This is a genomic window from Mycetohabitans sp. B8 (assembly GCF_021991875.1).
GTDB lineage: Bacteria > Pseudomonadota > Gammaproteobacteria > Burkholderiales > Burkholderiaceae > Mycetohabitans.
On the sequence record NZ_JAHLKR010000001.1, the window covers coordinates 213109 to 227147 of the forward strand.

9 protein-coding genes, 1 tRNA gene, 1 pseudogene and 2 riboswitches are annotated in these 14039 nt (G+C 61.4%); of the genes and pseudogenes, 4 read left to right on the plus strand and 7 right to left on the minus strand.

Features of this window, described 5'->3' with window-relative positions:
* Positions 1-27 precede the first annotated feature (27 nt).
* From KQH60_RS00905 to KQH60_RS00935, 7 genes and pseudogenes are all read right to left on the minus strand, one after another.
* On the minus strand, positions 28-1416 hold the full coding sequence (locus KQH60_RS00905; protein WP_237574664.1) for an L-serine ammonia-lyase: 1389 nt from the start codon (positions 1414-1416) through the stop codon (positions 28-30).
* An 84-nt stretch (positions 1417-1500) separates the two neighbouring features.
* A pseudogene (locus KQH60_RS00910) lies at positions 1501-2238 on the minus strand (alginate lyase family protein); the annotation flags it as partial.
* 284 nt (positions 2239-2522) lie between these two features.
* On the minus strand, positions 2523-5525 hold the full coding sequence (gcvP, locus tag KQH60_RS00915) for an aminomethyl-transferring glycine dehydrogenase (RefSeq protein WP_237574665.1): 3003 nt from the start codon (positions 5523-5525) through the stop codon (positions 2523-2525).
* A 64-nt stretch (positions 5526-5589) separates the two neighbouring features.
* A complete protein-coding gene (gene gcvH, locus KQH60_RS00920) occupies positions 5590-5970 on the minus strand; it encodes a glycine cleavage system protein GcvH (protein ID WP_237574667.1) in 381 nt (126 codons plus the stop codon).
* An 88-nt stretch (positions 5971-6058) separates the two neighbouring features.
* Positions 6059-7177, minus strand: coding sequence for a glycine cleavage system aminomethyltransferase GcvT (gene gcvT / locus KQH60_RS00925; RefSeq protein WP_237574669.1), 1119 nt, complete (start codon positions 7175-7177; stop codon positions 6059-6061).
* 63 nt (positions 7178-7240) lie between these two features.
* A riboswitch (glycine riboswitch) is annotated at positions 7241-7384 on the minus strand.
* Positions 7385-7439: 55 nt separating this feature from the next.
* A riboswitch (glycine riboswitch) is annotated at positions 7440-7543 on the minus strand.
* A 387-nt stretch (positions 7544-7930) separates the two neighbouring features.
* Positions 7931-10069 carry a UvrD-helicase domain-containing protein gene (locus KQH60_RS00930; protein ID WP_237574670.1) on the minus strand — a complete coding sequence of 713 codons (2139 nt, stop codon included), beginning with the start codon at positions 10067-10069 and terminating at the stop codon, positions 7931-7933.
* Between the two features lie 182 nt (positions 10070-10251).
* The gene (locus tag KQH60_RS00935) at positions 10252-10866 is read right to left on the minus strand and encodes a cytochrome c5 family protein (RefSeq protein WP_237574671.1); all 615 of its coding nucleotides are present in this window, start codon (positions 10864-10866) and stop codon (positions 10252-10254) included.
* 371 nt (positions 10867-11237) lie between these two features.
* On the opposite strand from KQH60_RS00935, the gene KQH60_RS00940 reads away from it, so the two are divergent.
* From KQH60_RS00940 to KQH60_RS00955, 4 genes are all read left to right on the plus strand, one after another.
* Positions 11238-11313: transfer RNA gene (locus tag KQH60_RS00940), tRNA-Arg, on the plus strand.
* A gap of 1009 nt (positions 11314-12322) precedes the next feature.
* Positions 12323-12976, plus strand: coding sequence for a hypothetical protein (locus tag KQH60_RS00945; RefSeq protein ID WP_237574673.1), 654 nt, complete (start codon positions 12323-12325; stop codon positions 12974-12976).
* Positions 12977-13312: 336 nt separating this feature from the next.
* A complete protein-coding gene (locus KQH60_RS00950) occupies positions 13313-13609 on the plus strand; it encodes a hypothetical protein (protein WP_237574675.1) in 297 nt (98 codons plus the stop codon).
* A gap of 54 nt (positions 13610-13663) precedes the next feature.
* On the plus strand, positions 13664-14039 hold a 376-nt coding region (locus KQH60_RS00955; protein ID WP_237574676.1), incomplete at its 3' end, for a transposase.

The window sequence follows — 14039 nt, forward strand, 5'->3', positions numbered from 1 at the left end:
CGAGCTTACTCGCTTATTTGCGTACCGTCAGCACTCGACGATGTTCACGGCGAGGCCGCCGCGGGACGTCTCCTTGTACTTCGTTTTCATGTCGGCGCCGGTCTCGCGCATCGTCTTGATCACCGAATCGAGTGACACGTAGTGCGAGCCGTCGCCGCGCAGTGCCATCCGCGCGGCATTGACGGCCTTGACCGACGCCATCGCATTGCGCTCAATGCAGGGGATTTGCACCATGCCACCCACCGGGTCGCAGGTCAACCCCAGGTTGTGCTCCATGCCGATCTCCGCTGCATTCTCGACTTGCGCGGGCGTGGCCCCCATGACCGCGGCCAGCGCGCCGGCCGCCATCGAGCAGGCGACCCCAACCTCGCCCTGGCAACCGACCTCGGCGCCGGAGATCGATGCATTAAGCTTGTACAGGATGCCGATCGCTCCTGCGGTCAACAAGAAATCGATAACGCCCGCGTCGTTAGCGCCAGGCACGAACCGCGTGTAGTAATGCAGCACAGCTGGGATAATCCCGGCTGCGCCGTTCGTTGGCGCTGTCACCACGCGGGCCCCGGCTGCGTTTTCCTCGTTGACCGCGATCGCGTACAAATTGATCCAATCCACCATGGAGAGTGGATCGCGCAATGCCACCTCGGGCTTGCCCGACAGGTCGCGATACAACTGAGGCGCCCGCCGGCGCACCTGGAACGGGCCCGGCAGGTTGCCGTTCGCCGCAGGGTTGCCGATGCCGCAACCGCGCGCGACGCATGACTGCATCACGTCCCAGATACGCAGGAGATCGGCACGGATCGCGTCGTCGCTACGCCATATTCGCTCATTCTCGAACATCAGTTGTGCGATGGTGCGCCCGGTCTGCGTACATCGCTGCAACAACTCGCTGCCGGTCGAGAAAGGGTGTGGCAGCTGCTCGTGCGCATTGAGCACGCGTGTATTGGACGCACCGGCCGTGACCACGAAGCCGCCCCCCACGGACAGATAGGTCGATTCGCGCAGCACGCCGCCGGCGGCGTCGAGCGCCCGTAGCTTTAAGCCGTTCGGATGTTCGGGCAACGCCTGCCGGTAGAACACGATATGCTCCTTTGGCAGGAACGGAACCGGATGCGTGCCGAGTAGCGCAAGCGTGCGCGACGAGGCGACGTGCTCGAGCTTGCCCGCGATCGTCTCGGCCTGCACGGTGTCCGGCGCCTCGCCAAGCAGGCCGAGCATGACGCCACGGTCGGTGCCATGGCCCTTGCCGGTCGCGCCGAGCGAGCCATAGAGCTCGACCTTGACCGATGCGGTGGTCGGCAGCAAGAGGTCGCGCTGCAAACCTTGCGCGAACAGCAGTGCGGCACGCATTGGGCCGACCGTGTGCGAGCTCGACGGGCCAATGCCAATCTTGAACAAATCGAATACGCTGACGGCCATGGCGACTCCAGAAGTGTCACGCTACGCCCGCGGCCGGACCAGCGGGGCAGGCGGTTGCAATGCTGATGTTGCGCTCGCGTTGTTTCATCGCTCGCTTGAGCGCGCGGGCAGCGGCAGGCATGTGGCGAGCCACGGCGGCGGCACGGGCGCCAGGTGCAGCGCCACGGGCTGGTACCGCCCGTTTAGCCGCGCGGCGAGATGAAACAGCTCTGCCGCGCTGCGAGGGTCCCACGCGCCACTGAAGCCGCGCAATCCGGCGGCGCGGCGTGTTTCATCGAACGGCACGCGGTTGTGGACGAACTCCTCATGGCTCGCGCGGCCGAGCGCATACGGGACGAGCCAATCGAGCGCGCGCTCCAGCGTCGCACCGCAGGTGCTGCGCTCGCGCAGCCAGTTACGGTTGTGCCGGCGCGCGGCTAGCGCGGCCATCACCAACGGCTGCAAATCATAGGTCACGTAGTGCAGCGCATCGCGCTCGCCAAAATCCCGTGTTGTGCCATCCGGGGCAATGTTTGTGCCGACCTGCTCCACGAACAGCCGCTGCGCGGCATCGATCAACTTGCGATCATCCAGCGTGAACGCGGCTATCGCGATCAGCTTGACGCGATGGCTCTGCCAGTTGTTCGCGAACGTATGCCGGAGCGGCCGGGGCTGGCTGCCGATGCGCTCGACATAGCCGCGCGCCAGTGTGCGCAGGAACGCGATCGTCGCGTTGCGCGTCTTGGCCGGCAGTGCACTGGCGGTCAAGTCGTACGCGAGAATCGAGCCCTCGAGCTTCGTCTCGTCGATCGGATTGAAGCTTGGCTGGTAAGTCGTGACCCACGGTTTCGTGCGCTGCATTGATGCTGCGCCGCGCAAATTTACGAACATTTCATCATAAGGGACCCCGTTGGGCCAGACTTGCACCGTGTCGATTCTCGGTCACGACAGCGGTGCGGCTCTCAAGGCTAAAGTGCTTGTGAAGCAACGGTAGGGGAGAGCAACCCACGCGGGAATGTGAACGCCGCATGCGTGGGTTTTCGCGATCCGCAGCGGACGCAAGTCTCCTTGCTGTGTTTGGGCCCGAAAGCGTGGGGTTCGTTCGGCGCTAACATGACAGTGCCGCGCTACGCATAGTCGGAGACCGGCACGCACGAGCAAAACAGATTGCGATCGCCGTACGCATTGTCGGCGCGGCCTACGGGCGGCCAGTACTTGCTGGCTGCCAGCGACGGGACTGGATACGCAGCCTGTTCGCGCCCGTAGGCATGAGGCCACGTGTCGGCGCCAATGACCGCGGCCGTATGCGGTGCATGCTTGAGCGGGTTGTCGTCTCGGTCAGTGTGGCCTTGCTCGATCGCGCGAATTTCGTCGCGGATTGCGATCATCGCGTCGATGAAACGGTCCAACTCCGCCTTGGATTCCGACTCGGTCGGCTCGATCATCAACGTGCCGGGCACCGGAAAACTCATCGTCGGTGCGTGGAAACCATAGTCGATCAGCCGCTTTGCGACGTCCTCGACGGTTACGCCGCTTGCGTCCTTGATCGGCCGCAAGTCCAGGATGCATTCATGCGCGACCAGGCCGCCGGCTCCGGAATACAGCACCGGGTAGTGTGGGGCAAGGCGCTTGGCGATGTAGTTCGCGTTCAGGATCGCCGTCTCGGTCGCCGACTTGAGGCCGCACGCGCCCATCATTGCAATGTACATCCACGAAATCGGCAGGATGGCGGCTGAACCGTACGGCGCCGACGAGACCGCGCCGATCCCGTCCGGATTGCCAGCTGGCGTCGCCGCGCCTTCGCGCACATAGCCGACCGAACGCTGGTTCGGCAGGAAGCGCGCCAGGTGGGCGGCCACCGCGACGGGGCCAACGCCTGGGCCGCCACCGCCGTGCGGGATGCAAAAGGTCTTGTGCAGGTTCAAGTGCGACACGTCGCCGCCGAATTGACCCGGAGCGGTCAGGCCCACCATCGCGTTCATATTCGCGCCGTCGACGTACACCTGGCCCCCATGCGCGTGGACGATCTCGCAAATCTCTCGCACGTTTTGCTCGAACACGCCATGCGTGGACGGGTACGTGATCATGATCGCCGCCAGCTTGTCTGCATGGCGCGCAGCCTGGGTCTTCAGGTCCTCGACGTCGACATTGCCCTGCGCATCGCACGCGACAACCACGACTTGCATGCCGGCCATCTGGGCGGATGCCGGATTGGTGCCATGCGCGGACGCCGGGATCAGGCAGACGTTGCGATGTCCTTCGCCGCGCGACGCGTGGTACGCGTGGATGATGAGCAACCCGGCGTACTCACCCTGCGAGCCGGCATTCGGTTGCAGTGATACTGCGGCATAGCCGGTGCACGCCACGAGCATCCGCTCGAGCTGCTCGATCATTTTGCGATAGCCGACGGTTTGCGAGGCGGGCGCGAACGGATGGATCTGCGCGAACTCGGGCCACGTGACGGGCAGCATCTCCGACGTGGCGTTCAGTTTCATCGTGCACGAACCGAGCGGGATCATCGCGCGATCTAGGGCAAGGTCCTTGTCGGCAAGCCGGCGCAGGTAGCGCAGCATTTCCGTCTCGGAATGGTGGCGGTTAAACACCGGATGCGTTAGATACGCACTGCGGCGCCACAACGCGGCAGGCAGCGTGTCTTCGACGCTGGCGTCCAGCGCGTCGATGTCCCACGTCGGCGCGCCGACGTGCGCGTGCGCGGTGCCCGGCTGCATGCCAGCGAGCGCGGGCGCCGCGCCGGCCGTTTCGGCGAACAGCGCGAGCAAATCGGCCAGGTCCGAACGCGTCGTCGTCTCATCGATCGACACGCCCACGCGCGCGCCGTCGATCCGGCGCAGGTTGATCCGCCGCGCGAGCGCAGCCTCGTGCAGCGCTTCGGTGCGCGCGCCCGACTCAATCGTCAACGTGTCGAAGAACGTGTCATTGGCGAGCGTGTAGCCGAGCTGCCGCACGCCGGTCGCGAGCATCGCCGCGATGCGGTGCACGCGCTCGGCGATCTGCCGCAGGCCTCGTGGACCGTGGTAGACCGCGTACAGGCTAGCCATGATGGCCAGCAATGCCTGCGCGGTGCACACATTCGAGGTCGCCTTCTCGCGACGGATATGCTGCTCACGGGTTTGCAGTGCCAGCCGCAACGCGGGCTTGCCTTGTGCATCGACGGTCACGCCGACGAGCCGCCCCGGCATCTGCCGCTTGAACGCGTCGCGCACGGCAAGATACGCAGCGTGCGGGCCGCCGAACGCGAGCGGCACGCCAAAGCGCTGTGAGGTGCCCACTGCGACATCCGCGCCCCACTCGCCAGGCGGCGTCAACAGCGTCAGCGCCAACAGATCGGCGGCGGCTACCACGTGCGCGCCGGCTTCATGGATTGCGTCGGTCAGGTCGCGATAGTCACGTACGTCGCCGTTGACGCCCGGATACTGCAGCAGCACGCCGAACGCGCCGGCTTGCGCCGCCGCCGCGGCAGGGCCGACCCGCACGTCGATGCCCACCGGCTGCGCGCGCGTGCGGACCACCTCAATCGTCTGTGGGAGCACGTCATCGGCCACGTAGAACACGTTCGAGCGTGGCTTGCCCACGCGCTGCAGCAGCGTCATGGCCTCGGCCGCCGCCGTGCCTTCGTCGAGCAGCGATGCATTGGCGGTGTCCAGCCCGGTCAGGTCGATCACCATCTGCTGAAAATTGAGCAGCGCCTCGAGCCGGCCTTGCGAGATTTCGGGCTGGTACGGCGTATAGGCGGTGTACCAGGCCGGGTTCTCGAGCACGTTGCGCAGGATCACCGCGGGCGTATGTGTGCCATAGTAGCCCTGACCAATGTAGCTGCGGAACACTTCGTTTTGGCACGCCAGTTCGCGCAGTCGTGCGAGCGCTTCGGCCTCGCTGCGCGGCGCGGTGAATTCGCCAAGCGGCAGGCTGTCACGACGCCGGATGTTCGGCGGAATCACCGCGTCGATCAGCGCGTCGCGGTGATCGAAGCCGAGCACCGCCAGCATCTGCCGCTGATCGTCGGCGCTAGGCCCGATGTGACGTTCGGCGAAAGCGTCGTGTCGTTCAAGCTCGGTGAGTGTGGGACGGTTGGCGCGATTCGTCAGGTGATCCGGGAGCTCTGGCTTCATATCGAAATCCTGTTGGTCCACGCCGCCGCGACGCGCGGGGCCGGCGTGGACCCGTTGAGGTCAATCAGGCGCCGATCGCCTGGCCGTACGCGGCCGCGTCGAGCAATGGGTCCAACGCGGCCACGTCCGCGGGCTTGATACGGAACAACCAGGACTCGTATGGCGCGCCGTTGACCTGGTCCGGCGCACTGGTCAGCGCGTCATTGGACTCGACGATTTCGCCAGCAACCGGCGCATAGATGTCAGAGGCCGCCTTGACTGATTCGATCACTGCGATCGCGTCGCCAGCCTCGACCTGCTTGCCGGCTTCCGGAAGTTCGAGAAATACGACGTCGCCCAGTGCTTCCTGCGCGTGGTCGGTGATGCCGACGGTCAGCGTGCCGTCGTCTTCCTTGCGAATCCACTCATGAGATTCGGTGTATTTAAGTTCGGCCGGGATGGTCATGGACGACTCCTGATATCGTTGAGCTCGTGAATCGGTGTGCGCCGGCGCGGCGCGGGGGACAGTGCGCGGTGGTGGTGGCACGTCGCCGTCAGACGAGCGGCTTGCCGTGGCGCACGAACGGTAGTTTAACCACCCGCGCGGGCAACGCCTTGTCGCGGATCACGACCTGTACGGTGTCGCCGGCCGACACGGCCGTCGGCACGCGTGCCAATGCGATGGATTGCTGCAACGACGGCGAGAACGTGCCACTGGTGACTTCGCCGTCGCCGTGTGCAGTGAGCACCTTCTGGTGTGCACGCAAGATGCCCGCTGGCTTGCCCTGCGAGTCCTTGTCCAGCACTAGGCCCACGAACGCCGCGCGCTGGCCCTGCGCGCGCAGCGCCGCGCTGCCGATGAAATCCCGCTCGCTTGACAAATCGATGGTCCACGCGAGGCCAGCGTCAAGCGGTGACACATTTTCGTCCATGTCCTGCCCGTACAGATTCATGCCGGCCTCTAGTCGCAGCGTATCGCGCGCTCCCAGGCCGCATGGCTTGACACCGTGCGCCGCCAGCGCCTGCCACAACGCTTGCACGTGCGCGGTCTCGACAATGATCTCGAAGCCGTCCTCGCCGGTATAGCCAGTGCGGGCAACCATCAGTGCACCGAACGGCGTGCCGTCCACGCGCGCGGCGTTAAAGGGCTTGAGCGCTTCGCCCGGCTGTTGCACCGCCGGCACGGCTTGCCCGACCTTCACCCGCGCATTCGGGCCTTGCACGGCGAGGATGGCCAGGTCCCGGCGCGGCGTCAGCGTGACGCCGAAGTTGCCTTGCGCGTTGAGTTGGCCGAGCCAGCCGATGTCCTTGTCCGCGGTACCGGCGTTGACCACGACGCGGAACGCATCATCGGCGAAGTAATACACGATCAGATCGTCGACCACCCCGCCGCTTGCGTTCAGCATGCACGAGTACAGTGCCCGGCCCGGCGTTTGCAGTTTGTCGACATTGTTGGCCAATGCCATGCGCAGGAACGCCCGTGCGCCAGCGCCGGTGATATCAACGACGCACATGTGTGACACGTCGAACATGCCGGCGTCGCTGCGCACCGCGCGGTGCTCGTCAATCTGCGAGCCATAGTTCACCGGCATATCCCAGCCGCCGAAGTCAACCATGCGTGCCTGAAGCGTACGGTGGGCTGCGTTGAGCGGGGTGGTTTTGAGTTGAGTCATGAAAGCTCTCGGTAGCGCGAACACAAAAAGGCGCACGAGCATCCGGGTAGCGGTGGATGCATGCATGACCCCTCTGTCCTCGGTACCTGAGAGATTGCGCCGCGCGGCTTGCCTGCCACGCATCGGCGCGCGCCCCTTCGGTGGGTAGCCTGCGCCGCTGCGTTTGCACGCGCACGGCTGCTACTACCGCTCTCCAGAGTACGGTGCCGACCGGTTGGTGCACACGCGCCGACGGGCAGCGCGCGACGACGAGTCGGCGGTCCGGCGCGCACGGTCCTTTTGCCTGAGAGTTTGTGGGTTGCCCCTTCGGCGGCACCGGCTTGCGATTTGTCGCACGAAGCCGGCGCACTCTCCCGGCGCGCGTGGCGATTGTGCGCGCCGCGCGCCGCTGTGTCAATCGGCCCAATCGCGCCACCACGTCATCAACACGGTCATCGCAGTCGGCCCGATGAGCAATCCGATCAAGCCGAAGGTTTGCGCGCCGCCGTCCGGTTGCCGCGCTTTCACGTGCCTTTTCGATGATCGCCAGGCCGTCGGCCGCATCACGAGCGCTGACCGGCAGCGGCGTGCCGTACCGGACCGCGTCCGCGATCGCCGCATAGAACTGCTGGTACGCGCGCTATCCGCGCTCGGATATTCGCGCGACAGCTCCGTATTACCGTCCAGCGCGCGCAATGGGCCAGGCGGATTGCGGCCCCATTGGCTATGGTCTGGATTTCTTTAATGGTGACGTGATGCGCGGCGTGATGGTATTCACCCTGGCTGTTTCTGCAGTAGGGCCTTCAGGCTCGCCAGCCGATCCTTGGGCGTCATCGGTGCTTCGTCCGGCGTGGGCGGCGGCGCATCGTCCAGACGCATTTCCGCAATAAAGCGGGACGGCTCGCACACGAGCGTCTCCCTTGCGCGCTTTCGCTTCTTGCAATAGTTCAAATGCAGGCTGCGCTGTGCGCGCGTGATTGCGACATACATCAGGCGGCGCTCCTCCTCGATCCGCGCGTCGTCAATCGGCTCATCATCGGCGCCACCGCGGTGCGGAAGAATGCCTTCCTCGACGCCTACCAAAAACACGTGTGGATATTCGAGGCCCTTCGACGCATGGATGGTGGACAGGCGTACCGCGTCTGGGTCCTCGTCCTTGCCATCGAGCATCGACATCAGTGCGACGGTCTGAATCAAACCCAGCAGGTTCTTGCCGGTATCGGCCAGTCCGTCCGCATGATCGTAGCCGTATGCGTGTTGTTCGTCATCGTCGTTGGCATCCTCGCCGCCTGGCGTGTCGGCTCCGCGGAGCGTGGCGTCGCGCTCCGGTTTTGTCCCCTTCTTCTTGAGCCATTCGAGGAACTCGAGCACGTTTGTCCACTTGGTCTGCGCCTGGCGCTCGTCGAATGCGTCATACAGGTACGCTTCATAATGGATGGCTTCCATCAGATCATCCAGTAGCGTCGTTGCTGGGTCGGTGCCGGCCCGCGCCGCGATGCGCTGAATGAAATCGCAGAACACCCGCAGCGGCTCGACCTGACGTGGCGACAGCCGCGCCTCGATGCCGCCCATATAGACTGCCTCGAACAGCGACACCTTCGCCTGGCCGGCAAACGAACCGAGCGCCTCTAGCGTCGTGTTGCCCACGCCTCGGCGCGGCGTGGTGATCGCGCGGATAAACGCTGGATCATCGTCGTGATTAGCGATCAGCCGGAGATAGGCGCAGATGTCCTTGATTTCGGCGCGATCGAAGAACGACTGTCCGCCGGACAGCACGTACGGGATACGCTCGCGGCGCAGCACCTGCTCGAAGATCCGGGCTTGGAAGTTGCCCCGGTACAGGATCGCATAGTCGCGGAAACGCGCGCGGCGTTCGAACTTGTGCGCCGATAGGCGGAACACCACCGATTCCGCTTCGTGCTCTTCGTCATTGCATGGCGTCATGGTAATCGTGTCACCCATGCCATGCTCGGACCACAGCTTCTTCTCGAACAGTTTCGGGTTTTGCGCGATCACGCTGTTTGCGGCGTTCAGGATGCGCACCGTCGAGCGGTAGTTTTGCTCGAGTTTGATGACCTTAAGACGGGGGAAGTCCACTTGCAATTGCGCAAGGTTCTCCAATGTCGCGCCGCGCCAGCCGTAGATCGCTTGGTCATCGTCGCCGACTGCCGTGAACGCCGCGCGCGGGCCGGCGAGCAGCTTCAGCAGTTCGTACTGGCACGCGTTGGTGTCCTGGTACTCGTCCACCAGCAGGTAGCGCAGCCGGTTCTGCCATTTGTCGCGCACCGGCTCATTGTCGCGGAACAATTCCGTGGGCAGCCGGATCAAGTCGTCGAAGTCCACCGCCTGATACGCGTGCAGCGTCGCCGCGTAATTGCGGAACACGATCGCCGCCTGCATTTCGTCCTCATTCTGCGCGAGTACACTGGCCTGTTCCGGCGTGACCATGCCGTTTTTCCACAGCGAGATGATCGACTGGATTCTGCGAATCAGTCCCTTGTCCGTCGTGCCGACCTGCTCCTGGATCATGGCGAAGCAATCGTCCGCGTCCATGATCGAGAATTGCGGCTTCAAGCCGACATGTGCCGCTTCCTGACGCAAGATCTGCACGCCCAGCGAATGGAACGTGCATACCGTCAGCTGATTGACGGGCACTTTGCGGCCTTCCTTGCCAGGCGTCGTCAGCGTTTTGCCCTCGAGCAGCTTGCCCACCCGTTCGCGCATTTCGGCTGCCGCCTTGTTTGTGAAGGTAACCGCAGCAATGTGACGTGGCTCGAAACCTTTTGCCTCGATCAGATGGGCGATCTTTTGCGTGATGACACGCGTCTTGCCGCTGCCGGCGCCGGCAAGCACGAGGCAGGGGCCGTCGAGATAGGTGACGGCGGCACTTTGCGCGGGGTTTAGGCCATACATGGAGCGTAGCGGAGGGCGACGACGCGCGCTGCACGGATGCATCGCGTCGGACGATGTGGTTCGCTGGGACCGGGGATGTTAACACAGCGGCGCTAACACAGCGGCGCGTTGTGGACAGCCGACGCGCCGCGTGGGCCTAAGGTTCGCAGATGGGTTGACTGCGCCGCTCCGTGCCAATCCGGCTATTTGGCTGCACCTACCATATAGTCGACGGCCGCCTTCACGTCGGCATCGGAAGCATTCGAGCCGCCTTTGGGCGGCATCGCGCCCTTGCCGTGCAGCGCGTAGTGGTAGACAGTATCCATCGACTCCTTCAGCCGTGGCGCCCAAGCCGCCTTGTCACCGAGCTTCGGTGCGCCGGCTACGCCGGCGGCATGGCACGTTTGGCAGACCTGCTGGTACAGTGCCTTGCCGGCCTGCGCGGCGTCCGCGCTTGCGGACGTGGCGGCGCTGCCGGACGGCGGCGTAGACGCAATCGCGGCGATTGCCGCTGCGGCAGCTTGCGCGCTACCGCTATTTGCTACCGCGGCGGATTGCGTTTCGGCAGCCGATGTGTCAGACGCGAGTTGGCCTTCGCCTGGGGTGTTCGCGTCGCGGACCGCTACGCGGGCTACGGGTGCGATACGGCGGGAAACCTGCTCGTGCGACAAACCGTCGGTGCCGGCACCGGTACGGGTGCCGTTGTTCACATAATTAACGAGCAACGCAATGATGATGACCGGGAGCGCAAAGCTGGCAATGACCAGCGCGATGAGCTGCTTCGGATTCTTGATCGGGGCTTCGTGTGCTTCGCTCATGCTGTCTCGTCTCTCTAACAATGGATTCGGTAAAGCGTGGTAGCGAACGACAGGGCCTGCCAGAACGACTGCCGATAACAACCGTCGATCGATTATAGACGCAAAGAAACGAGGCGTGACGGAGCTTCCCGTGCTATTCAGCGCGCGTTTACCCACTCAGAACCCGAATGTACAGGCGAAAATCTTTACCTCGCGTCGTCACCTACTGAGCGCTTGGCAAACCGGGGGAGCGCCCATGTACGGGAATCGATGCGGGACCGCGATGGCCGGGGGCGGATATTCCCACACATCGGATGGACGACACAGTCGAGTTGCGTTATACTTTTGGACTGTTTTGGCGTCCGTTTACCTCGGATGCCCTGCAATGCGATGCGCCCGTAGCTCAATGGATAGAGTACTGCCCTCCGAAGGCAGGGGTTGCTGGTTCGATCCCAGCCGGGCGCGCCAGAATTTCTAGAAAAATCAAGGTTTTAGCACGATCTTGCGCACAAGCCATGCGGTTGGAAAAGACCCAAAATGGCCTCATTTTAGACTCGCAGTGTTCCCAAATTTGTACCCGCCTGTCCCTGGTGCCCGGACCTAATTTTACTTTGCTAATTCGTAAGGCTTGCGCCGCCGCGTGCCCGCCTGGTTTCCCCCCATCGGTCTTCCGACGAATACCCCGGAGGATTGAGAGGGGGGCAGGAAAGTCTGCCGGGCGCTGGCCGCTTCATTCCTGCCTATCGTAGGTAGTGGTTGGTATTAATTTTTTCATTTTTAATCAATGAGTTGTGTACGCGTGGCGGCTGTTCCATCTTCGTTCGGGTACACAATCGGGCCTAAAACGGGACGGAATGCGCCCGGTATAAACGGGTATAGAAAGGGGCGCGCCATGCCCGTGGCGGGGCTGTAGGCGGGGCCTAAACCATCGCCCACCATTGACCATGCTCCGCCTCGCTTCTGGCAACGTGCCACGAATGCGCGTGCACGCGTGGGCTATCTGTTTGCCGTTTTGCACTGTGCGTTCTCCTCATTCAATATCGGGACACTTACCGACACAACCCATCATTCCAGCCCTCGCTCGCTGCCAGGAGGCTTGCTGACATTGTCGCAAGTCGCGTATCTGTGCCGCACTCTTGGAGCGAGCGAAGCAACGCGACGAGTGCCAGTAACAACGGCGTACCCTAGGGACCGAGGGAGTAGAGTGCTCCTACAAGACAAGGGCAATAGTGGAGCGCTCCATAATGACAGTGTTCTGACTTGTAAGCTTTGTACTCATGTAATTGCGTGTCGGATTACATTCAGTGTGAAGCCGCTTTGAAACACAAGAGGTACTAAGCCGACAATTGCCATGGATAATTTGCCAACACTCATTGTTACCCGCTCGACGGGGAAATATGCTGGCTTCAGCAAGCTAATACGCTTGCCAACTATGAATAATTGAATTAATTCACCTAGTGAGGCGGCAATGTGCAGAATGAATGCAATTGTGTTGATGCTTTTGTTTACGCTTGTATCAGCACCTGTTTGGTCGGATATTGGTCAATACACTACGGCTACGTCCACTCCGCAGGACGGGGTAATGCGAGTTCAGGGAATCCAAATTACGGACATCGTGGCAGAAGATACTGCTTGTCCTGAAAATGGTCGTATAGCAAGAGATGCCAATGGAACGCCCCTCTTTTGTCAGTCTGGTCGCTGGTCCTACGCAACCGCCAGCGGGGGAAGATATGTTTGTTTTGGGCACAAAGAATGTGGTTTCTCAACTAAATATAAAAAGGATGGCGAAATTACTATGCTCCATTTAATCAAGAGAAATGAATCAAAGAGGACGCAGTGGTTCATGATTAGCAGTATTCCCAAAGAATACGATCATGGAGTATGTCGTGTGAAAGGTTATGTGTCTAAAGAAAAGCCGGAGGCATGGCTGGGGGATGATATTAAATTGACGGAGCTTGAAAAAGCAGGTGAATATGGTCTTCTAAAAAATGGAGATCGCGGTTGCAGCGTAATCATTCCCGTTACGCCTGGGTCATTTGGAACACTTTCGATTAGTAATGTTTCTAGAGAAAAAGACGGCTCGGAGATTGGCATGGGTAATTGGACATATCATGTCTCTATATATGAGTAAGCGATTTTAAATAATTAATATCATGTGCTGCTATGGATAGTGTTCGGGGTGGTATTTGTGCAACTCTTGATTAACCTCATGGAGTGATGCTTCTAGTATGGGTGGTGTAAGCAGTAGGTGGTGCATACGCTGTTAGCCTGTCACTGTCTTTCACCACCTAAGTCATACGACTTGCCGATTGTTTCTACATAATGACGGAAAGACGTACCTGAGTGAATTGCGAAGAATACTATGCTCAACAAAGGCTGGATGTAAGCCGGTATCTATCCCATTCGAGCAGGTTGTGAAGAATGTTATGGGAGAGACTTTGCTCAATATGAACAACGGGGTTAATATTTGAACAATTACAATAAATTACTTGCTGCTATAGTTCTGGCTTTTACTCAATACGGCTGCGGAGGAGGCGGTGGTGACGTATCCAGTCCTGTAACGGATGCTCAAGGGGCCTATGGTGGTCAAACCAACAAGAATCAAGATTTAGTCGCTGTGGTTCTCGATGACGGTTCGTTCTACGCGCTCTATGTGAATCCAAACAGTTCTGGATTTAATGGGGTAATCATAGGTAGTCGGCCCTGCAAAAAGGTTGAGATGCTGTTGCGGTCAGGCGCAGAAGTCGCTCGAGGGGTTGCGTAACTCCCAGAAAGATAATCCAATAGGGGCAATTTCTGGGAGTTTTCAATACTGCCGATGAGCACGAGCCAGACAAGTTCTTGTGGGACACCGGATTTTTTTCGTAGCCGCCTGGACGCGATGATTGATCTACGGCACCCGCTTGCGGTGCTGGCCACGCGTATGCCATGGAGCACGATTGAAGCGACGCTTGTCCCGCTGTTTGAGCGGCGCACGCACGAAGGTCTAAGCAGCACAGTGCCCGATCTGTTCGGGATGGCGCCCAAGCTGGCTGGCGCCGGTGTAAGCGTAGCCGGACGTCCTCGACTGCCAATTCGATTGATGGTGGGACTGCTCTATCTGAAGCATGCCTACAACGAAAGTGATGAGTCGGTGTGCGAGCGCTGGGCACAGGACGTGTACTTTCAGTTCTTCTGCGGTGAGCAGTACTTTC